This is a genomic window from Campylobacter concisus (assembly GCF_002092845.1).
GTDB lineage: Bacteria > Campylobacterota > Campylobacteria > Campylobacterales > Campylobacteraceae > Campylobacter_A > Campylobacter_A concisus_AQ.
On the sequence record NZ_LVXF01000013.1, the window covers coordinates 1 to 20,219 of the forward strand.

Consider the following 20,219-nt stretch of genomic DNA (forward strand, 5'->3'; position numbering starts at 1 on the left):
AGCGTTCACTCTGAGCCAGGATCAAACTCTCCATATTAATTACCTAGCAAAATTTATTTGATAGGATTTTATTATGAAGTTTTTAATCAAAAAAACTTTTAGTTTTATTTATTAGTTTGTCTAATCTATTATAATTATAAAATAATAGACTGGCTCAATCGATCACTTGTTTAGATTTCAAAGATTGACTAATAGTTTAACAATTGTAAGTTAAAAGAACAACGATAAAAAGAAAAGGCTTTATTAACCAATGAAGTTAAAGGTGGTTTCTCGTTTCGTGAGCTGGAATTATATATGAGGGATGCTTAAAGATAGTTGAAATAATTAGGGAATTTTAGAAAAAATTGTTAGGCGATTAAAAATTTTAAATTGTGTATTTTTATTAGTAGGTTTATAGGGTTTAGTTTATATATGCGTATCCACTTCTTTTTTCTATATTTATAGAGGCTACATTGTTATTTTTATCTGTTAAAATTATCTTACAATCACCTTTTAGTAGTCTTGAATAAGGCCTTTTTGCTCCTTTATTGTTAGTAACACTCACCACTCTCATGGGCCTACCTAATTCGTCAAAATCAATAGTTTGCATTTTGCCTTTTCCGCAACTACCGACAAATTTAACTGATTTTATGCCATATTTTTTCTCGATATTTAAATCTGTATTAATTTTATTGCAATAGGATTGAGGAATGCCTCTCCAGCCCGCACTTAAGAATTTGTTTGATTTTTGTGTATCGATGGCAACCTCTTCTTTGGAATTTAAATTACCACTAAATTTATTACCACTACCTCTTTTATCATAAAAAATACTATACTTCCAAGATTTAACCCCAGGCTCATCCACAGAGCACTCTTGCAAACTAGTGTCATTAATAGCTATCCCCCATCTCATTTTAAACCAAAATTTTTCATTTTCTGAATGTACAAATTTATCATCTTGCATGGCAAGGTGCTGGGCGTACCTTATATGCGTTAGCATCTGTGTAGCTGCCTCCCTAGCTCCGTTTATTTCTAGCCTTGGTATGATCATCGCTGCAAGTATGCCTACGGCAATAATCACAAAGATAAGCTCTATAACAGTAAAACCCTTGTTTTTATGCATCTACTTACCTCTTATGTCAAAATTTACAATTACTTTTCCCATTTTTTCTATGCAAAATTTTGATTTTCCATCTAGATCGGCGCTTACTAATAAATTTTTAGACTCATCTCTTACATCTATACCATAAAATTTAAGTCTTAATGCAAGCTTTTTATTATCAGTGTATAAATCCTTAATTTCCGCTTCTTTTAATTTAGCAGCAAGCTCTTTTACAACATCAAATTTATATACAAAATGTTTTGTTGGGTTGTCTAAAAATAGATAGAAAATTTGATTAAATACGATCATCGACCAGTTTATGGCTAGAAAAAGCATCACTAAAGTCGTACAAATTTTATAGCCTTTTCTAAATTTTGGCAATCTTACGCGATACGAATTAAAAAAAACTCTTACCATAAGTGGCGTTGCGATCACGCAAAATGGCAAAAACTGCTCAAGCTCCAGTCTTTGACGCACAGAGACTATCATACAAAAGCAAAATGAGCAAATGGCGATAAACCACAAAAGATCTTTTTTCTCTTTTACCCAAATTCTATAAATCGTATAGACAAAAAAGATAAAAATAAATGGCGAGAAAACAGCGGCAAAGATACCAAAAGTATCGATAAAGTGCCCACTTGGCCTACCATTTGTATCAAAACCAAAAAAGTAAAGTGTTAGCAAAAACAAAATAGCACTTAGCCAAGCAAGCGGAGGCCTTCTTTTATAAAGTGAAAATATAAAAAATCCTGCGTAAAATATCAAGAAATCGCCATCTATAAAAAAAGAAAGACAAAAAAATGTTACAAATAAAATTTTATTTTTAACATGAAAAAAGTATATACATAAGAGCGCCAGCATAACGCAAAGCCCAGCATTATTGACGATAAGAGCTGAAGCTATCGTGCCAGGAAGTAAGATAAAAAGCAATACCGCAATAAGTCTGTCAAACTCTAATTTAATGTAAAATTTGCTTACCTTATACATTAAAACGACGCTTATGACATGAAACGCGATCATCACAGATCTTAGAGTAATATCTGTTTGACCAAGAATTTGAACGCTTAAGTTTAAAACATGGCTAAGAAAATTTTGTTTGTTAAAAAAAATTTCAGCTTCACTATAACTTATACTAAGAGAATTTGCCGTATAAAGTAAAAATATACAATCGATCAAACATATCAAAAATACGCTAAAAGCGACGTGATGTCCAACAAATTCTCTAAATTTATCTAGCAAAAATTTTCCTTAAATATGTATATCCCAAAAAAACTCGATCCAATCGTGAGCTTCTTTTACCTTAAATTCTGGCAAAAGCAGAGCTTTCTCTTTATAAAAGACGGTCGCTATTTTGATATCTAAATTTGGATAACGCTTAAGTAGCTCTCTTTTTATCTCGACCATGCTCTCTCCACTATCGATGATATCATCGACGAGCAAAATTTTAGTGTATTTGCTAAGATCTGGTACGTTAAAGATATTAATAGTATCAAGCTTATTTGTATCTTCGTAATGGATAGAATTTAGGGTAAATAAATTCCTATTATTAAGCGCAACAGCTAGCGAGTGGCCAAGCGTTAGACCGCCTCTTGCCACAGCTAGTATCACCTCTGGATCAAACTCGTCTTTTATCTGTTTTGCCATCTTTTTAGTATCAACAGCAAATTCATCGTAGCTATAAAATATCATCTTTCTTCCTTATCAATGCACTAAAAATACGATAAAACTAATGAGCGCTAGCACGACTACGCCTAAATTTATATCGCTAAATTCTCTCTTTATGAGCCTAACTATGACGTATGACATAAAGCCAAATGCAAGACCGTTTGTGATCGAGTAAGTAAGTGGGATGAGCACGACTATAAAAAATGTTGCAACTGCAATGGCCGGATCTTTGAAATTTATACTAGCAAGCTCGGCAAACATAAGCACGCCAACCATTACAAGGATCGGATAGATGGCATTGCCAGGGATTGCTTTAAAAAGTGGCAACATAAATAATGTAAGTATAAATAAAAGTCCGCAAAATACAGCCGTTAGACCAGTTCTACCGCCCTCTTCTACACCGCTAGCACTCTCTACAAACGATGTGGTCGTACTTACGCCTACAAGTGAGCCAGCTGCCGTAGCAATAGCGTCAGCTTCAAGAGTTTTTTCAAGTTTTACGACGCCATCTTTTTTGTTTTCATCAAAAATTCCAGCCCTCGTGCCTACACCAGCTAGTGTGCCTATCGAGTCAAAAAGATCAGTCACAAAAAAAGTGATTACAACAGGAAGCAAGGCTAGACTAAGCGCGCCTTTTATATCAAGCTCTAAAAATATCGGAGAGATAGAGGCTGGAGTTGAGAAAATTTCTGTTGGATGAGGAGCGATACCAAGCACCCAAGCTATCACTGAAGTAGCAAGCACAGCTAGGATAAACGCGCCCTTTATCTTCCACGCCCAAAAGAAAATAACTAAAAATAATCCCAAAACGCCAAGAAGTACGTTTGGATCTTTGAAATTTCCTATACCAACCAAAACTGCGTCGCTATTTACGATAAAGCCCATTTGCTGAAACGCCACAAAGCTGATAAATGTGCCTATGCCAGCACTTATCGCCCTTCTTAGATCAAGTGGGATGGATCTTATTATCCACATTCTAAAATTTGTAAAAGATAAGACGACAAATATCACGCCACTTAAGAAAACAACGCCAAGAGCCGTTTGCCAAGGCACTTTCATACCGATGCAAAGACCAAATGTAAAATAAGCGTTAAGTCCCATGCCAACGCTCATCGCAACTGGTGTGTTCGCCCAAAGACCATTTAATATCGTAGAAAAGATGGTAATTAGCGCTGTTGCAGTGATGAGTGCCTCATAAGGCATGCCAGTTTTGCTCATAATGATCGCATTTACCGGCACAATATACATCATCGCTAAAAACGTCGTAAGTCCCGCTCCAAATTCCTGCTTCACACTTGTTTTATTTTGTGCTAAGTCAAAAAATTTCACCCCAAGCTCCTTTTAGTAAATTTTAAGTTCGTTATATAAGCTATCACGCTCAACCGGCGTAAAACCAGATGTCTTTATGAGATCACAAAATGTCTTTAGTGTAACGCCATTTGCGCTATTTGCGCCAGCTGCACTTTGGATGCTCTCTTTTTCTATCGTGCCATCAAGATCATCAGCACCAAATTCCTGAGCGACCATCGCCAAATTTAGCGTCGAAGTGGCCCAGTAAGCTTTGATATGAGGAACATTATCTAGCACAAGACGTGAGATCGCCAGAGTCTTTAAAATTTCAGCTGATCCTAGAAATTTCACATCTTTTAAGTAGTTATTTTCTCTTTGATAGACAAGCGGGATAAACGCGTTAAAACCGCCAGTTTCATCCTGCAATTCTCTAATCCTTAGCATATGATCGATCCTGTTACCGCGACTTTCTATGTGACCAAAAAGCATTGTTGCGTTGCTTTGTTTGCCGTGATCGTGCCACATTTTATGGATCTTTAGCCAGTTTTCGCTACTTACTTTGCCTTTGCAAATTTTAGCTCTGACCTCTTCATCAAAAATTTCAGCCCCGCCGCCTGGCATGCTATCGACGCCGCATTCGAGCATCTTCTCTATCACCTCATCATAGCTTAAGCCGTAATGTCTTGATAAAAAGTCGATCTCAGCTGCCGTCATCGCCTTTACGTGAAGGTCTGGATGGGCTACCTTTATCTTTTTAAAAATTTCTAAGTACCACTGCCAGCCACTTTTTGCGTTGTGGGCAGAGACAATGTGTATCTCCTTTACGCCGTGACTCACGCTCTCATCAACGATCTTTAAAATTTCTTCGTGGCTCATTAGATATGGGTTTGGATTTTTTCTGTGAGCTGAAAATGCGCAAAATTTACAGATATCAGCACAGATATTTGTTGGATTGATATGGCGATTTACATTAAAAAAGACCTTATTGCCGTGCAGTTTTCTGCGCTTTTTATCGGCAAATTTAGCCAAGGTAAAAAGATCAAGCTCATAAAGCGAAAAAGCCTCTTGTTTGCTTAATCTCTCGCCACTTTCTAGTTTTTGTAATAGATTCATTATCTTTATCGTCCTAAAGCTGAACTTAAGGCTTCATTATAGGCAAATAAAGCTTTGTTTTTGCAAAAATTATGTAACATTTGCCAAGATATTTTTAACAATGGAAACATTAAATGCTAGCTGATAAAAGTACCAAAAATAGCGATAATTATTTAAAAATTAAAGAGAAATTTCTTGATTTTAAGGCAAATTTACCAAAACATTTTCAAAAAAATCAGGGTAGAAATTTTGCAAATTTTTTAGCCAAAGAATATGATGATTTTATAAAATCTTATTTAAATGAAACTATGCGAGAATTTTTTGATGATTTTGTGCCACAAAATGATAGCTTTGCTTTTAGCGTTCTAGCTACTGGAAAATACGCCCAAACCTTACTTAGCGCAAATAGTGAGCTTGAAATTTTACTAGTTTATAAAAATTTAAAAGGCTACAACATAAAGAATTTCTTAAAAGAATTTAGCGAAATTTTAAGTAGCTCTGGAATAAATTTTTATATAAAAAGTGTTGAGTTAGATGAAATTTTTATAAATTACAAAGACGATCTTAAATTTAAAAGCGAAACATCGCAAGTCCGATATATCTGTGGTTCAAAAAGCCTCTACCGCTTAGTAAAAAGCGAGATCGTAAAATTAAAAGAATTTGATAAAAAAGCCTTTTTAAACTACCATTTAAAGGCATTTTTACCATTTTCTAGTATCAGCTACTTAGCCCAAGAGCCAAATCTAAAAAGTGGCTTTGGCGGGATAGATGAAATTTATCACCTAAACTGCATACTAAACTGCCTTGATAGCGACATTTCAGTTAGATCACAAGCCCTAAAAGTGATGAATGAAAAAGAGATCGCTAGCTTTAACCTAAATGTGGACTTTTTACTAAGCCTGCTAACTGCCTTAAATTTAACGCAAAATTCTGATACTTTTAGCGCTTCAAGCGTTGAGATCACGACAAATTTCATGCAGACAAAGTCTAAAAAGCTTCAAGATAACGAAAGCGTTATCAGCCAAAAGATGCTAAGCTCAATGAATAATGTTGCTATTTATTCGAGGTTTATCGTCGCTTCTCTTTGCAGGCCATTTTTTAAAAGTGAGCTAAATTTTGATCAGAGAAAATTTGCAAGGCTAAAAAATGGCTTTTACGAGATCAATGGCGTTATTTACGTGCCGCTTCATAAAAAGCCAGCTCTCATTGAAAATCTAATAACCGAGCTTTTAGAACTAAAAGATGTTGATTATAAATTTGATATAAGTGCGATCTTTTACATCAAGCGAGCCATTATCACAAAAAGTGGCTTAGAGCGTGCTATAAGTGAGTTTAAGAAGATATTTTTAAGAAAAAATTCCTACGCTATTTTAAAGTCATTGCTTGATGCGCAAATGATACAAATTTTAATAAAACCAATGGAACACATCAGCCAGCTAGCTCAGTACGACGGCTATCACGAATTTACGGTCGATGAACATAGCATCTTAAGTGTAAAATTTCTTGAAAATATAAAAGATAAATTTATAAAAAATCTCTATACCGAGCTTTGCTTGGAGGGCAAGACGATGCTAAAGATCGTGACTTTAATGCACGACGTTGGCAAGGGGCTTGGCAAAGATCACGCAAATATCGGAGCAAATATCTTTAGAGCATACGCAAACAAGCTAAATTTAAGCCAAAAAGCCGTAAATATCGGCGTCATCTTGATAAAATACCACACGCTAATGAGCAACGTCTCAAACAGAGAGGACATCTACTCGCAGCGCGTCATCTTTGCCTTCATATCAAAGCTTGGCGACAAGCAGGTTTTAAAACTACTTTACATCCTTAGCTACTGCGTGATAAACGCCACAAACGAGAGACTTTATAACGCCTATACTGCAAAGCTTTTAAGGGAACTTTATGAAATTTCTCTTAGTGCATTTAGCGATGAAAATTTACTAGATGAAGCAACAAGGCGCGTAAAAAAAGAGCAGTCTATAAAAAGAAATAGCGAGTTTTTGGTACTTGAACCAAGCCTGCAAGAGAAAATTTTTAAAATCACATCAAATCTTGTCTTTATAAAATATAGTGCAAGTGAGATCATAAATTTAAGCAAGGTTGCAGATAGCTTAGATGCGACAGAAATTTTTATAAATAACTCTAAAAATTTAAGCATTCAGATCTATACAAAAAAAAGCCTAAATTTAAGTGCCCTGCTCTATGAATTTGCTAAATTCGACCTGGCATATATGGAAATTTTTGAGCTATTTGAGAAGAAATTTTATATCAGGCTTGATTTTAACCAAAATGTTAAAAAAGAGGAGCTTGAAACTACTAAAAATTTAGCTCTAAAATCCTTAAATAGCGAGGTTTTAAAAGAGCCTTTGAAACCAAACATTAACAAAGATGAGATAAACTTCGAGCTAAATCACTCAAAAGATTACGCCAAACTTAGCATCAACGCAAAAGATCAGCGTGGGCTAATGGCTTATGTGATGAGTGTTTTTGACAGGCTTCATTTTCAAGTCACGAGTGCTAGAATTCAGACGGTTAAAAATAGAACGAGAAATCTCTTTTTGATCGAGAAAAACGAGCGACTTGAGAGTAAAGGTGAAGAGATATTAAATTTATTAATAAGCGAGTAAAACATGTGTGGAATCGTAGGATACATCGGAGATAAAGAGAAAAAAGAGGTCATTTTAAGCGGTCTAAAAGAGCTTGAGTATCGCGGATACGACAGCGCTGGCATGGCTGTGATGAGTGATGGCAAGATCGATTTTTTTAAGGCTGTCGGCAAGCTTGAAAATTTAGCCCAAAAGACAAAGGACTTTACATCAGAGGGCTTTGGCGTGGCGATAGGTCACACACGCTGGGCGACGCACGGCAAACCAACTGAGATAAACGCTCACCCGCACCTTGGCGAGCACTCATTTGTCGTTCACAACGGCATCATCGAAAACTACAAAGAGCTTAAAGATGAACTTGAAGCAAAGGGCGTGAAATTTGTCAGCCAAACCGATACTGAGGTGATCGTGCACCTTTTTGAAGAAATTTTAAAAGATAAAAAAGATCCATTTAAAGCTTACGAGGCGACTATCGCAAAGCTAAGAGGCGCTTATGCGACGCTACTTATCACCAAAACTGCACCTGATAAGATATTTTTCGCAAAAGATGCCGCTCCTATGGCGATAGGCAAAAGCGACAAAAAAGAGCTATATTTTGCCTCATCAGATGCCCCACTTATCGGCAACGCAACTGAAGTTGCCTACTTAGATGATAACAACTACGGCTACGTGAGCTTAGATGAGATCGCTGTTTTTAAACACGGCAAAAAGGCTAGCATAACATTTAACGCTTTGCCAAAAGATAAGAGCTATGCCCAAAAAGAGGGTTATACATTTTTTATGGAGAAAGAAATTTACGAGCAAGGTGCAGTCGTATCTGAAACCATCATGGGCAGAGTCAAAAACCACAAAGTCACCCTTGAAAATTTAGACGATGAATACCTAAAAGGTATCGATGATGTAGTGCTTTGTGCGTGCGGCACGAGCTACCATGCAGCGCTAACCGCAAGCTATCTTTTTGAAAGACTTGCTAAAGTTAGAACAAAGGTCGAAGTAGCAAGTGAATTTAGATATAGGAAGCCTTATCTAAACAAAAACTCGCTATTCATCGTAATCTCACAAAGTGGCGAGACAGCCGACACTCTTGAAGCACTTAGGATAGCTAAAGAGGCTGGGCTAAAGACACTTGCGATTTGCAACGTCGATAACTCATCTATCGTTAGACTAGCTGACAATACTCTTCTAACTCGCGCTGGCATCGAAAAAGGTGTGGCGAGCACAAAAGCTTTCGCAACGCAGATCATCGTGCTTTGGATGCTTGTGCTTCAAATGGCGGCAGCAAAGGGATCTATTAGCAAAAAAGAGCTTGATCACGAGATCAAAACGCTTCTTCACATCCCACAAATTTTAAATATCAATAACTCTCTTCAAGAGAAGCTTCACCGCCTAAGCAAGCATTATTTACACGGACATGGCTTCTTCTTTATCGGTAGAGATATCTTCTATCCACTAGCACTTGAAGGTGCGTTAAAGCTTAAAGAAATCTCATATCTTCACGCCGAGGGCTATCCATCAGGCGAGATGAAGCACGGCCCTATCGCACTTGCAGATGAGAAGCTATTTACAATCGCTTTAATGCCTCAAAATTTACTTTATGAAAAAGCAAAAAGCAACGTCGAAGAGCTTGCTGCAAGAGATGCCTACATCCTAGCGATAAGCCCACTTGAGTTTGAGCTAAGCGATGACTACGTAAAAACAAGCGCGCAAGATCACTATATGAGCGAATTTTTTGAGATGATGCTTGTACTTCAGCTACTTGCACTTGAAATTTCTGTTAGACTTGGCAACAACGTCGATATGCCAAGAAATCTTGCAAAAAGCGTGACTGTCGAATAACTCGTGTGGCTGGCATCTTGCTGGCTACTTAAATTTTTATAAAAGTAGTTTTACATTATGCTACTAAACATAAATCTTATATTAATATTTTTATAATATTTGCTTATATATAATGTTAAAAAACCAACTTAAATATTAAGGATAAAAATGAAGTTAAGTTCATCTTTACTAAGCATAGGCCTTGGAGTTTTACTTTTAAGCGGTTGTGCAACTGGCAATAGCAACGGTGTAACTGGTAGTGCTGCTGGAAGCAATAACAATAATGCTAACACAAAAATAGAAAAATGCAGTAGCACTCTTGGAACACTTGCGTTTTATGAAGACCAAAATTCTGATTGGTATTCATATTTAACACACAACTACAAGCTCACATCAACTATTCCGGTTTTGCGTCTTCTTGCGCAACAAACTGGTTGTTTTGTTATAGTTGAACGTGGCGCTATGATGGATAATATGATGCAAGAGCGTGCACTTGATAGATCAGGCGAACTACGTGGTGGTTCCGGCTTTGGTAAAGGTAAAATGGTAGCAGCTGATTATACTATTCGCCCTGAAATTTTCTTTAGTAACGAAGATACGGGCGGTGCAGGTGCTCTTGTTGAAGCACTTTTTGGTAGTGTAGCAGGTGCTATAGCTGGTGGTTTTTCAACAAAAGAGACACAAACCACATTGGTTCTTATAGAAAATCGTTCAGGTGTTCAATTAGCAGCAGCTATTGGCTCGGCTTCTAGCACTGACTTCTTTGGCATGGGCGGCGGTGCTGGCGCTTCTCTTGGCGCGGGACTTGGCGTATATTCAAGAACACCTGAGGGAAAAACACTTGTAAATGCTTTCCTTGATTCAATGAATCAATTAGTTATTGCTCTAAAAGACTACAAAGCACAAAATGTAAAAGGCGGTCTTGGCAAAGGCGGAAGTCTAAAAGTAGGAGATTAATATGAAATTTTTAGCCATTTTATTTTGTTCATTGACTTTTTTGTTTGCTATGAGTTATGAAAAAAAAGTTGAAGCTAGGCTTTGTGGTCTTATAAATCAAAGAGAAATGGCTAAAATTTATGGCGATATAAGAAGCATTGATAGCTTTGACAAAAAAATAGAAAGCTACAAATTTCGCAACGGAATAGAAAAATTTGACGAGGATAGTTGCCGTGCAAATGGCTACTATCCTGTTGATCCAAACTATGCGCCATATCCGCCTAACTACCGCCCATACTATCGAAATGAGTACGAAAGATATGATAGATTTCAGCGTGGTTACCGCGGAGGCTACTATAACGATGACGACTATGATGATGGTTTTGAGCGTGGATATAGACGTGGTTATAAGGATGCTAGAAGAGACTATAGGCTAGGTAGATAATCTTATCTAGCCTTAACTTTAACTGGCTCTTTTCTAACAAAAAAACGACTTCTACAAATAGCAAATCAAAAACAATACATATACCAAATTTTACTGCTATAAATAAGTTCAGTGCATTGATTAAAAATTACAAAATCTGTGGATACGACAACATCCCAACTACCCAAATTTTTCTTTCGACAAAAGAGTAATAGACACCCTTACAAATAAGCTAGAGCAAGACCATAAAAATTTAAAAGAGCAAACAAGCAATATCAGCAGAGACGATCTTTTAAAGGTGCAAATTAGTGCACTTGAAGATGAAATAATAAGTTCATCTCTCATAGGGGGCGAAAGGCTTAAAAGATCAAGCATTCGCTCGTAGATAAAAAAGAGGCTAGATGAAAATTTTGACTGGCTAGCTGATACTCATGCGACTAGACACAGTTTTAATCTAGTCTCGCTAATGTTTGAAGTAAATTTAAACAAAGACTATATGAACCTCGAGCGGCTACATGGCTGGCACAATACCTTGTTTGAATATATCCAAAGCAAAACTTACAAGATAAAACGAGCCAAGTTTAGAGATGATGAGATGAGCGTCGTCTCAGGCTCTCCAGAAAATGTGCAAATCCACTATGAAGCCTTGCCAGTAGAGGTATAGAAGATGAGATGAGAACTTTTAAAATTTTATCAACAAAAGCCTTGAAAACGCATATCTAAAAAGTTTTATTGCACATCTTTAGTTTTTTATCCATCCTTATGATGACGGTAATGGACGCATAACAAGGGCTTTGGCGCACTACTGCTTGGCTGGTGAGAGCATTGAACCATTTTCTATCTCCAGCGTTATTTATGCAAATAAAAAAGATTATTATGAAATTTTAGAGCAGACGACAAAGCTTGAAAATAATTTAAACTTTGACTTCACAGCGTGGATAAAGTGGCATTTAGAAGCGGTAAATAGCGCCATAAAACAAGCCATAAGCTTATTAAAAAGATAAAATTTCTATCAAATTTAAGAGCCAAAGCCCTTAAATTTTATCTTTACTTAGGATTTTTGCGAGCTGCTCTTTGATCTCGTCATCAAATTCGCTAACGCTTATCACACCCCTGCTCTCGCACATCTTAGCGTCATTTACCTCGCAGTAGCCACTCAGCGCGTTTTTGTATCCGCCCCTTATGCAAGCTTCTCTATCCTCTAAAAATCCAGCCCCGCCAAGGATGAGCATGCCAAGGTCAAAGCCGATCTTAAATTTCGCGCTCGCTGAGCTTTTTATCCAGCTTAAAAATATCTCATCATATCTTAGCCCAAGCGCTCCAACGCCATCTGGCACAACCAAGATATCCACACCGTAAAGGCTCTCAGCGTAAATTTCAGGATGAAGCCTGACGCCAAATTCATCGACTATCTCAGGCTTTAGGGCGTAGGTTTTGATGTTAAAACCTTCAAATTTATGCAAAAAATCATAAATTTTGGCAAAGCTTAACAAATTTATCTTGTCAAACATCAAAATGCCAACTTTCATGTTAGCTCCTTTTAATGAAGTGCCTCATTTAGCTTGATCGCCCTTTTGCTCGCACTTGCGGTGATCTGACCTGTTTGGCTATTTTGTCTAAAATGAAGTCCATTTAGACCGCCAAGCTCAAGCGCTTTGTAAATTTCAGCTTCAAATTTAAAGCTAGGATTTATCTTAGCTAGCTTTTCGCGCTCGCTGGCCGAGATATAGACCTTTGTGCCCTCGAGCACCGCTATGCCAGCATCCACGATGCAGTTATCGCCAAGTGGCACGCCAGTAACTGAGTTTGCGCCAAGTAAGCAGTGTTTGCCGATGCTTACAGGGTTGCCGTTCGTGCCGCTTAGCACGCCAAGTATGCTAGCTCCGCCGCCAACGTCACTGCCCTCGCCCACGACGACAGAGCTGCTAACCCTGCCCTCAACCATCACACCACCAGTCGTGCCTGCGTTAAAGTTGATATAAGCAGCGCCTGGCATGACGACCGTGCCAGGATGCACAGCAGCGCCCATGCGGACTTTGGCAGCGTCTAAAATTCTCGTGTTATCAGCTGGGATGATGTGACTTAGAAATCTTGGAAATTTATCCACGCTCACGATCGCTGGATACTCGCCAAACATCTTTAGAGAAATTTCATTTTCTCTTAGCCACTCAAGCTCGATTGGGATATTTTGGCTAGTCCATGCGACATTTGGTAGTACTCCAAAGGCTCCATCAAGCACGATCGTCCTAGGTGCGACCTTGCCAAGTGAGATCAAGTAAAGCTTGAGATAGACAGCCTCCACACTAAGTGGCTTTGCATCATCAAACAAAAACACAAGTTTAAATTTATTCTCATTTAGTTCAAGATCGTCATCAAATGCTATTTTTATGGCATGCAAATTTTGTACATTTTTATGAGAGCTTATCTCTTTTTCAAAGACGCTAAAGAGCTTGCTGGCTTTTTTCACTACTTTTGGTGTAAGATCGGCTACAAATTCAGAGCCGTTAAAATCAACCTTAACATCACATTTTTGCAAAGCATAGATATAAGCGGCTGCGCTTAAAAAGCTCTCTTTGTAATTTACAACAGCAAATGTTGCTTGCAAAATTTTATCTGTATTTTTTTGTCCACGATCGACTCTTGCGATACCAAAAGCAAGCGGATCTTTATAGCCATCTTTTTTTCTAAATTCTTCAAAAAATTCCTTAAATTCATTTGCATCTTTAAACTCTTTAGACATCTATTCTCCTTTAAATTTTTTCTTAGTCTAGCCAAAAATGGCTAAAAATTTTATGATTTTAAGTCCATTAAAATTTTTAAATATTTTTATATTTTTAATAATGATTAATCTTATCATAAAGTAAATTGCAATAAGATTTTGCAAATTTAAAGAAGGGGTTTAAATGTCAAATTTAGTAACAAAACCTAGATTTGCTCTGGCTGCGTTAATCGGCCTTGTCGCTGGCATTGTCTCAGCTTTTGTCAAATGGGGAGCAGAATTTCCACTTCCTCCAAGAAGTCCGATGGATATGTTTAACGCTGCTTGCGGACCAGAGAGTGCCATTAGAGCAGCCGATGCGATCGATTGCTCTAGAAATTTCTTAAATCCGCCTTATGTATTTTTAAGGGATTATTTGGGCGTAGCCGATCCAAATGCCGCTATTTACGAGTTTGCAGGGCATGCATTTAACTACGTAATGATGACGCATATATTATTTTCGATCGTTTTTGCGGTTGCTTATTGTGTTTTGGCTGAGAAATTTCCAAAGATTACAATATGGCAAGGCTTACTAGTTGGCATTATCGTAAATATCGCTGTTCACGTGATCGCACTACCTATTTTGGGGCTTACTCCACCACTTTGGACACTTCCTTGGTACGAACATGTATCTGAATTTGTCGGCCACATGATATGGTTCTGGTCGATAGAGATCATCCGTCACGACCTAAGAGCTAGGATCACAAAAGAAAAAGATCCAAGTGATTATTGCTGCTGCAACGCATAAATGCAAATTTTTGCTGTTTTGGGCCAAAAACCTAAAACAGCAACCAAATTTATCTCACCATTTAAAAGCAAAATTTATCCGCGATTAGCACTCCTGGCTAAGCTCTAAATTTTCTAAACGAAGTGGCTTTTCACCTTCAAAAATCACCCCTATACCAAAAGGCTCGCAAATATCAAGCGCACCATCGGCAAACCTCATCAGCCACTGCTTATCATGCGCATAAAAGGTGCATTGAGGCGAGCTAAACGGCAGATCGCAAACTGGCACGTCAAGCAATTTAAGCTCGTCCTTGCTCAAAAAGCACCCTCGCCTAAGCTCATCTTTTAAAAAGGCAAGCGCCTCTTTTACGTACCAATCGATATCGCTGGCGATGCGCTCTGCTAGCAAAGTAGTCTCATCATCCACGTCTGCCCCATTTGACGAGATAAAACAAAAGAGTACCTGTCCAAAAATTTCGCTTTTTAGCTCCGTCTGGGCATACCAGATAAAGCCATCATCTGTTGCAACTTTTTCAAGTTCGCCAAATTTCAAAGTCATTTTTTATTCTCATTTTTGTGGTTTTGCTACTCTTACGAAAAAGAGCGAAATTTAAGCAGATTTGTAGTGAGTTAAAATTTATCATCTAAAATAGAGATAGCTTGTAAATTTGCCCTTTTAGCATAAAACAAAAGCTAAATTTACAAGCAAATTTTCAGTTTTCCTCGCTATTTAGAAGCAAAATTTCTCATCAGTGCCATTTTGCTTGCGCATAGCTTTAAAGTTAGCAAGATTATCTTTATCTAAAAAGTAATCTTTCTCTTTTTTATTGCGGGCTTCTAGCTTTTCTATACCTTTTGCAAGGGCTGCTTTTCTATCTTCGTAAGGCGAGCTAAATTCTGGCGAAAACATCGCTTCATAGGCATTTTTCTTGGTCCATTCAAGCGCTTTATCAGCGATATCTTGTTGCTTTTTGATATCGCAAAATGCATAAGGATTGACCACGTCGCCAACAAGCTTCATAAACGCCCCTATCGCGGCCACCACGTCAGTAAATTTCTCGCCCTCCATGTCTATAACGCCTCTTAGCAAGATCGCGCGATTTTTTGCCGCATAAAACCAAAATACCGCATCATCGCGAAGTCCAAGATCGTATGCGCGAGCTGAAAGAACAAAAAGAGTTATCGGAGAGACCATTTGTGGGGCGTCTTGCACGATCTTTTCAGCCTTTTTAAAGTCCTCTTCTTTGCCACTTTTTAAAAGCTCATCTATCTTGTCATAGACCTTTACGTACTCCACCTTGCCAGCATTTGCTGAGTAGTATGGCGTGACGTAGATGTCGATACTTCTTACTTTGCCATCATTTGCAAAGCCACATACCGCTCCAAAAAGTAGCGCCGTAAGCATTGATAAAATTTTCATTTTAGTTCCTTGGTAAATTTTTCTTTTTTTACTATCAAATTTATTAAAAAACTCGTATTTTTACATATCCTTATGAATTTAATACGCCTTTATTAGTCGTAAATTTTTTAAATTTATACCACCTAAAAATACTCCTCTTTCAGGCTCAACCCACTCTACGACTATATTGTCTAGATCATCATTTGGCTCGCAATACATTTTTGAGCAATCATACTTTGCTACAAACTTATCACTAATGTTAAAATCCATCTGCGTAGAATTACTTGGTATGTGCAAAGTATATATTATTCGGTATTTTTCGCCCTCTTTTGTCTTTGCTGATGTCATCTTAATAAGAATGTCTTCATCATTATTAAAATTTGATCTATAGATACCATCTTTACCAAGACCTGCTGCTTCAAATTTCATCTCTTTGCTATAAAATGGATATAGTGCCGAGCAACCAGATAAAAGCAAAATCATAAAAAATAGTCCAACTGCTTTCATTTTATAACTATCCTTTTAGAAACTTTTAGTTTTTAAAACTATGAATAGGTGCTGGAATTTGTCCACCACGAGCGATGAAATCGGCACTTGAGGCTTTATTTATCTTCATCACAGGTGCTCTTCCTAAAAGGCCGCCAAACTCGATCATATCGCCCTCACGTCCAAGAGGTATGATACGAACGGCCGTTGTTTTTTGATTTATAACGCCGATAGCCGCCTCATCAGCGATCATCGCAGCTATGCTCTCGCTTGGTGTGTCAGCAGGTATAGCGATCATATCAAGACCAACCGAGCATATCGCAGTCATCGCTTCAAGTTTTTCTAAATTTAGTGAGCCAGCGCGCACCGCCGCTATCATACCCTCATCTTCAGAAACTGGTATAAATGCACCGCTTAAGCCGCCAACTTGATTGCACGCCATGACGCCACCTTTTTTTACTGCGTCATTTAAGAGAGCGAGTGCCGCAGTCGTTCCGTGCGTACCAACAGCCTCAAGCCCCATCTCCTCAAGCACGCGGGCTACCGAGTCGCCCACAGCAGGCGTTGGAGCAAGAGAGAGATCGACGATACCAAATTTAACCCCAAGGCGTTCGCTCGCCATTTGACCAACTAACTGGCCGATACGCGTGATCTTAAATGCCGTCTTTTTCACAGTCTCAGCTACCACGTCAAAGCTCTCGCCACGTACCTTTTCAAGGGCTCTTTTTACCACACCTGGGCCAGAAACGCCGACATTTATCACCACATCAGCCTCGCCCACGCCGTGAAATGCACCAGCCATGAAAGGATTATCCTCGACTGCATTTGCAAAGACAACAAGCTTCGCGCACCCCATCTCAGATGCTGCCGCCGTCTCTTTTATAATGCGCCCCATATCACGCACTGCGCTCATATTTATGCCAGTTTTCGTTGAGCCGACATTGACACTTGCGCATACTTTTGAAGTCTGGGAAAGTGCTTGTGGGATAGAATTTATCAAAATTTCATCGCCCTTTTGATATCCCTTTTGAACTAAAGCTGAAAAACCACCTATAAAATCAATACCAACTTCAATAGCCGCCCTATCAAGCGTCTTTGCGATCATCACGTAGTCACTCGCGTCCGTTGCGGCGCCGATTATCGAGATAGGTGTCACGCTCACTCTTTTATTGACGATTGGTATGCCTAGCTCGGCAGAAATTTCGTTGCCCACTCTAACTAGGTCTTTGGCTTTAGTGGTGATTTTTGCGTAAATTTTATCGCAGGCTTTATTGATGTCAGGGTCGATGCAATCAAGCAAACTAATGCCCATCGTGATCGTTCTGATGTCAAAATTTTGCTCCTCGATCATCGAGATAGTTTCGGTTACATTTTTGATATCCATCTTTTGTCCTTAAATTTTGTGCATAGCATCAAAGATGGCTGAGCTTTGGATATTTATCTTTACTTTTAGGCTCTCTCCAAGCTTATCTAGCTCTGCTCTTAAGATTGTAAAGTCCTTATTTTCATCGCTTGAAACCACCGCCATCATCGTGAAAAAGTCGCTCAAAATAGTCTGGCTTATATCATCTATGTTTAGCCCTAGCTCGCTAAGCTTTGCTGAGACGCCAGCAACGATGCCAACTCTATCTTTTCCGACTACGGTTACGATCGCTTTCATCTTTTCTCCTGTTAAATTTTAAATTTTCTATATAAAGTGCATTTTGGCTACAAAATTTAAACCCTGCAACAAGCAAAGCTAAATTTTGGTAGCCAAATTTAAACTGGCAAATTTTAAAATTTGCTCTAAATTTTATCTTTTGTAAATTTACTTCGAGCAAGCACTCTTGCCGTCATTTACTGGCTGGATCGCTGAGTTATCAGCCCCGCCGCCGTTATTTATATTTTCTATTATCTCCCAAAGCCTTGCAGCTGCGCTCTCATAGCGTTTTGCAGTGACTGAGTTTGGCTCGTAAAAGCTAACTGGCTTACCATTATCGCCGCCCACTCTAACAGCTGGCTCGATAGGAATTTCAGCTAAAATTTGAGTGTTGTAAGCCTTTGCTACCTCTTCAGTCGTGCCTTTGCCAAAGATGTCATACTCTTTGCCGTTATCTGGGCAGATGAAGCCACTCATGTTTTCGATGACGCCAGCTATTGGGATGTGAAGTTTTTCAAACATATCAAGCGCACGCTTGCTATCATCAAGTGCTACCACTTGAGGCGTTGTGACGCAAACACCTGCTGTTACTGGCACGCTTTGAGCTAGAGTTAGCTGCGCGTCGCCCGTTCCTGGAGGCATATCGAGAAACAAGACATCAAGCTCGCTCCAAAGCACGTCCCTTAGCAGCTGCTCGATCGCTTTCATGATCATCGAGCCACGCCAGATAAGGCTCATGCCCTCCTCCATCAAAACACCCATACTCATCATCTCAACTCCGTGGCTAAGTATCGGCTTTAGCTTATTTCCGACAACTTGTGGCTGGGTATTTACTTCGCCAAGCATTCTTGGGATGTTTGGTCCGTAGATGTCAGCGTCCAAAATTCCCACTTTTTTGCCTAGTTTTGCCATTGAGATGGCTAAATTTAGCGTTGTGGTTGATTTACCAACGCCGCCTTTTCCAGAGCTTACCATTACGAAATTTTTAACTTGTGGTGCGATATTTTTACCACTTTGAGTGTTACTTTTCTCCTCAGGTATCTTTGGCTGGATCAAATTTAGCACGTACTCATTTGAGCCCATGACACGTTTGATGTCCGTTTTTAGCTCGTTTGCCACTTCTGGGCTTGAGCTAACTATCTCGACTTCGATTAAAATTTTATCGCCGATTTCTACATTCTTTACAAAGCCAAAGCTAACTATATCTTTTTCAAAACCAGGATATATAACACCTTTTAGTCTATTTAAGACCTCTTCTTTATTTAACATTTTTCTCCTTTTTCTAGATCTTTTGAAATTTTATATGCACAAAATTTTGGTCCGCACATCGAACAAAAATGAGCACTCTTAAACGCATCTTCTGGCAAGCTCTCATCGTGAAGTTCTCTAGCCTTTTTTGGATCAAAGCTAAGCTCAAACTGCTTGTTCCAGTCAAATGCATATCTAGCATCACTCATCTCGTGATCCTTTTCTATAGCTCCCGCTTTGCCAAGTGCGATATCTGCGGCATGAGCTGCTATCTTGTGAGCTACGATGCCCTCTCTTACGTCATTTTCATTTGGCAAGCCAAGGTGCTCTTTTTGTGTCACGTAGCAAAGCATGCTAGCGCCGTGATATGCCGCCATCGTGCCACCAATCGCTGACGTGATATGATCATATCCTGCCCCTATGTCTGAGACAAGCGGTCCAAGCACGTAAAATGGGGCATCATGGCAGAGTTCTTGTTCGATTTTCATATTATACTCAATTTGATTTAATGGCACATGACCAGGGCCTTCTATCATCACTTGCACATCTTTTTGCCACGCACGAAGCGTAAGCTCTCCAAGCACCTTTAGTTCGCTAAGCTGTGCCTCGTCTGTTGCGTCATAAAGGCAGCCTGGGCGAAGGCCGTCACCAAGCGAGAGCGAGACATCATATCTTGCACAAATTTCTAAAATTTTATCAAAAATTTCATAAAATGGATTTTGCTTATTTAGCTTTGACATGTAGCTTGCGCTTAAACTGCCACCACGGCTTACTATGCCCATTTTACGCTTTTTAACAAGTGGCAAAAACTCACGCAAAAAGCCAGCGTGTATCGTAAAGTAACTAACCCCTTGCTTCGCTTGCTTTTCAAGTATCTCTAAAATGAGCTCATTTGTGATATTTGTAACCTCTTTTGCCTCTTTTAAAATTTCATACATAGGCACTGTGCCAATTGGTACGCTTGAATGCTCGATAATCGCACTTCTAATAGCATCTAGATCGCCATCGGTGCTTAGATCCATAACCGTATCGGCGCCAAATTCCAGGCAAA

General features: G+C 38.7%; 22 protein-coding genes. 8 read left to right on the forward strand and 14 right to left on the reverse strand.

The genetic code is table 11. The features are described 5' to 3' along the window. Positions 1 to 400 precede the first annotated feature (400 nt). Genes A3854_RS04590 through mqnE form a run of 5 tightly spaced genes read right to left on the reverse strand, consistent with a single transcriptional unit; the run spans position 401 to position 5,152 of the window. A complete protein-coding gene (locus tag A3854_RS04590; RefSeq protein ID WP_084041521.1) occupies positions 401 to 1,102 on the reverse strand; it encodes a pilus assembly FimT family protein in 702 nt (233 codons plus the stop codon). Next, the gene (locus tag A3854_RS04595; protein WP_084041522.1) at positions 1,103 to 2,320 is read right to left on the reverse strand and encodes a hypothetical protein; all 1,218 of its coding nucleotides are present in this window, start codon (positions 2,318 to 2,320) and stop codon (positions 1,103 to 1,105) included. Positions 2,321 to 2,329: 9 nt separating this feature from the next. Continuing rightward, entirely contained in the window at positions 2,330 to 2,770 is a 441-nt protein-coding gene (locus A3854_RS04600) for a phosphoribosyltransferase (RefSeq protein ID WP_054196841.1), read from the reverse strand. A gap of 12 nt (positions 2,771 to 2,782) precedes the next feature. Continuing rightward, entirely contained in the window at positions 2,783 to 4,075 is a 1,293-nt protein-coding gene (locus A3854_RS04605) for an NCS2 family permease (protein WP_084041523.1), read from the reverse strand. Between the two features lie 12 nt (positions 4,076 to 4,087). After that, on the reverse strand, positions 4,088 to 5,152 hold the full coding sequence (gene mqnE, locus A3854_RS04610; protein WP_141081830.1) for an aminofutalosine synthase MqnE: 1,065 nt from the start codon (positions 5,150 to 5,152) through the stop codon (positions 4,088 to 4,090). A 110-nt stretch (positions 5,153 to 5,262) separates the two neighbouring features. Here mqnE and A3854_RS04615 point away from each other — a divergent pair, with 110 nt between their 5' ends. From A3854_RS04615 to A3854_RS04640, 7 genes are all read left to right on the forward strand, one after another. Continuing rightward, on the forward strand, positions 5,263 to 7,758 hold the full coding sequence (locus tag A3854_RS04615; protein ID WP_084041525.1) for an HD domain-containing protein: 2,496 nt from the start codon (positions 5,263 to 5,265) through the stop codon (positions 7,756 to 7,758). 3 nt (positions 7,759 to 7,761) lie between these two features. Then, entirely contained in the window at positions 7,762 to 9,573 is a 1,812-nt protein-coding gene (gene glmS / locus A3854_RS04620; RefSeq protein ID WP_084041526.1) for a glutamine--fructose-6-phosphate transaminase (isomerizing), read from the forward strand. A 147-nt stretch (positions 9,574 to 9,720) separates the two neighbouring features. Then, positions 9,721 to 10,509, forward strand: a complete 789-nt coding sequence (locus A3854_RS04625; protein WP_084041527.1) for a peptidoglycan-binding protein — start codon at positions 9,721 to 9,723, stop codon at positions 10,507 to 10,509. A 1-nt stretch (position 10,510) separates the two neighbouring features. Continuing rightward, positions 10,511 to 10,933, forward strand: coding sequence for a gamma-glutamyl phosphate reductase (locus tag A3854_RS04630; protein WP_084041528.1), 423 nt, complete (start codon positions 10,511 to 10,513; stop codon positions 10,931 to 10,933). 142 nt (positions 10,934 to 11,075) lie between these two features. Then, positions 11,076 to 11,297 carry a DUF4172 domain-containing protein gene (locus A3854_RS10000; RefSeq protein WP_374057398.1) on the forward strand — a complete coding sequence of 74 codons (222 nt, stop codon included), beginning with the start codon at positions 11,076 to 11,078 and terminating at the stop codon, positions 11,295 to 11,297. 81 nt (positions 11,298 to 11,378) lie between these two features. Beyond that, positions 11,379 to 11,576 carry a hypothetical protein gene (locus tag A3854_RS09465; protein ID WP_141081831.1) on the forward strand — a complete coding sequence of 66 codons (198 nt, stop codon included), beginning with the start codon at positions 11,379 to 11,381 and terminating at the stop codon, positions 11,574 to 11,576. Positions 11,577 to 11,706: 130 nt separating this feature from the next. Beyond that, positions 11,707 to 11,916: a hypothetical protein gene (locus tag A3854_RS04640; protein ID WP_084041530.1), complete on the forward strand. Its 210-nt coding sequence runs from the start codon at positions 11,707 to 11,709 to the stop codon at positions 11,914 to 11,916. A 30-nt stretch (positions 11,917 to 11,946) separates the two neighbouring features. Here A3854_RS04640 and A3854_RS04645 read toward each other — a convergent pair whose 3' ends face one another. Together A3854_RS04645 and A3854_RS04650 are read right to left on the reverse strand one after the other, a co-directional pair. Continuing rightward, positions 11,947 to 12,441 (reverse strand): hypothetical protein, encoded by a 495-nt coding sequence (locus tag A3854_RS04645; RefSeq protein ID WP_084041531.1) that lies wholly within the window; start codon positions 12,439 to 12,441, stop codon positions 11,947 to 11,949. Between the two features lie 11 nt (positions 12,442 to 12,452). After that, positions 12,453 to 13,652 (reverse strand): 2,3,4,5-tetrahydropyridine-2,6-carboxylate N-succinyltransferase, encoded by a 1,200-nt coding sequence (locus tag A3854_RS04650; RefSeq protein WP_084041532.1) that lies wholly within the window; start codon positions 13,650 to 13,652, stop codon positions 12,453 to 12,455. 163 nt (positions 13,653 to 13,815) lie between these two features. Between A3854_RS04650 and A3854_RS04655 the strand changes: the two genes are divergently transcribed. Beyond that, the gene (locus A3854_RS04655; RefSeq protein WP_084041533.1) at positions 13,816 to 14,418 is read left to right on the forward strand and encodes a YagU family protein; all 603 of its coding nucleotides are present in this window, start codon (positions 13,816 to 13,818) and stop codon (positions 14,416 to 14,418) included. 84 nt (positions 14,419 to 14,502) lie between these two features. On the opposite strand, the gene A3854_RS04660 is transcribed toward A3854_RS04655, so the two are convergent. The 7 genes from A3854_RS04660 to thiC all read right to left on the reverse strand — a co-directional run. Next, entirely contained in the window at positions 14,503 to 14,955 is a 453-nt protein-coding gene (locus tag A3854_RS04660; protein WP_084041534.1) for a hypothetical protein, read from the reverse strand. A gap of 171 nt (positions 14,956 to 15,126) precedes the next feature. Further along, positions 15,127 to 15,816 (reverse strand): cytochrome-c oxidase, encoded by a 690-nt coding sequence (locus A3854_RS04665; RefSeq protein WP_084041535.1) that lies wholly within the window; start codon positions 15,814 to 15,816, stop codon positions 15,127 to 15,129. A 78-nt stretch (positions 15,817 to 15,894) separates the two neighbouring features. After that, positions 15,895 to 16,302: a hypothetical protein gene (locus A3854_RS04670; protein WP_084041536.1), complete on the reverse strand. Its 408-nt coding sequence runs from the start codon at positions 16,300 to 16,302 to the stop codon at positions 15,895 to 15,897. Positions 16,303 to 16,327: 25 nt separating this feature from the next. After that, a complete protein-coding gene (locus A3854_RS04675) occupies positions 16,328 to 17,665 on the reverse strand; it encodes a PFL family protein (RefSeq protein ID WP_084041537.1) in 1,338 nt (445 codons plus the stop codon). A gap of 9 nt (positions 17,666 to 17,674) precedes the next feature. Further along, complete coding sequence (locus A3854_RS04680; protein WP_084041538.1) at positions 17,675 to 17,941, reverse strand: ACT domain-containing protein; 267 nt, start codon at positions 17,939 to 17,941, stop codon at positions 17,675 to 17,677. Between the two features lie 147 nt (positions 17,942 to 18,088). Further along, entirely contained in the window at positions 18,089 to 19,189 is a 1,101-nt protein-coding gene (locus A3854_RS04685) for an Mrp/NBP35 family ATP-binding protein (protein ID WP_084041539.1), read from the reverse strand. Next, positions 19,183 to 20,219 (reverse strand): phosphomethylpyrimidine synthase ThiC (gene thiC, locus A3854_RS04690; protein ID WP_084041540.1); only part of this gene is annotated, 1,037 nt, incomplete at its 5' end. The genes A3854_RS04685 and thiC, both read right to left, overlap by 7 nt.